Source organism: Rhizobium sp. P1_E1, from assembly GCF_056406015.1.
The window spans coordinates 1-1,623 of sequence record NZ_JBFUAY010000472.1 but is presented as its reverse complement, the minus strand read 5'-3'; the positions used below and the strand labels follow the sequence as shown (position 1 = coordinate 1,623).

Below are 1,623 nucleotides of genomic sequence, written 5' to 3'. Positions count from 1 at the left end.
ACCATGGATAGTGCCAATGCCTTATGCTGCACTGCAGCTATGCAAGAAATACAAGTCGGATATCTTGCAATACGAACGAGGATTAAACCGACCTAAGCCATGGCATTCGACGCAAAAACGCCCGCGTCAGGAGCGGGCGTCAAGCAGTATTAAATACCAAGTGCTGTGCGATTAGCGCGCGATCGATGCGCGGGCAACGCTGCGGATGTCGGCGCGGTCGATACCGAGGTCCTGCAGCTCACGGCTGGACATGCGGCCGAGTTCGGTGACGGTCTGACGGAACTTGCGCCAGTTGTTGAAAGAGCGTGCTACGTTCATGATAATCCCCTTTCCTGAGGGCTGTATGACGTCAGCAACCTTGCTTGGCTCCGGCGTCGTTTCGATGGTTGGAATATAGGCGGTTCAATCGGTTTAAAACAGCGACAATCTCTCACTTCAGCTATGCGACAAACGCATAGGCTGTTTCTTTTTTGCGCGAAATAGTCTCTTTTTAAGCCGCGAGGTGAAAGCCGTCGGACCGGCGGGGTTCGTGTCTCGCATCATAGAAGCGAAGCCGATGCTGGGAACAGTTCTTGATGACAGGTGTTGAGTTCCGAGCGCCCGAAGTATCCGACATATCCGGACGGAAGCGCTCAGCGGCATATCCCAGCGCCACGGCGTGACGATATCGGGGCCCAAATTCTCCGAAGTGACAAGCAGGATCCCCGCCACGCTGAGCGTCTTGCTGAACAAATCGGTGGCCAAGGCGCTGCTGGTCTGCGGACCCTGATTTGTGGGAGCGACGTTTTAGTTCAAGTCGCGAATCTGCGAGCTTTTTGATGGGTGATTGCCTTGCCTGCGTGTCATTCAGGGGTCACGAAAGTTGGGAGCTCCCAACTTCTGGCACGAGCGCCTTCGGTGAAACGATGCATCGCTGAAGGCCCCAAGTGAGGAATTCATCGGCGAGAAGGAACTATCGAAGGTGGCTGTTTCGGGCAAACGGACAAAATTAGAATATTTTGTCTATTGATTTTATAGATTATAGCGTTCCATAGCCCTGTAGATTTTAACAACGAGATTTTCGAACGCCCGGCGGATGCTTCGTTGGGCGCATGTGACTTGCCGTCTTCTTCCAAGATCAGCCAGGAGGTTTCCATGAGCAATCCAGTTCTCGTCAATCAGATCATCCCCGTGTCCGATGTCGTGCCGCTGACCGGCCGCGTCGGAGCCGAAATCAGAGGTATTCGCCTCGGCGGAGACCTTTCGGACGCAACGGTGGCGGCCATCAACCAGCTTCTCCTGAAAAACAAGGTCATCTTCTTCCGCGACCAGGAACATCTTGACGATGCCCAACAGGAATCATTCGCACGCCGCCTGGGCGACCTTGTGCCTCATCCAACCCAGGGTCCGGTGACCGGCACGGCCTCCATCCTCAATCTCGATTCCAGCCGCGGCGGCGGCAGGGCGGACCAGTGGCACACTGATGTCACCTTCGTGGATGCCTATCCTAAATTCTCGGTCCTTCGCGGCGTCGTCATTCCGGCGGCTGGAGGTGATACGATCTGGTCCAACACCCATGCCGCATACGAAAGTCTGCCGGCATCGCTCAAATTGCTAGCGGACAATTTATGGGCCATTCACAGC

General features: G+C 55.1%; 2 protein-coding genes. One reads left to right on the top strand and one right to left on the bottom strand.

The window, feature by feature from the left end; all coding sequences use genetic code 11:
* Positions 1-171: 171 nt before the first annotated feature.
* Positions 172-318 carry a DUF1127 domain-containing protein gene (locus AC1D1Z_RS37220; RefSeq protein WP_003552150.1) on the bottom strand — a complete coding sequence of 49 codons (147 nt, stop codon included), beginning with the start codon at positions 316-318 and terminating at the stop codon, positions 172-174.
* Between the two features lie 816 nt (positions 319-1,134).
* On the opposite strand from AC1D1Z_RS37220, the gene AC1D1Z_RS37215 reads away from it, so the two are divergent.
* The coding region (locus tag AC1D1Z_RS37215) for a TauD/TfdA dioxygenase family protein (RefSeq protein WP_477853827.1) at positions 1,135-1,623 on the top strand (489 nt) is incomplete at its 3' end.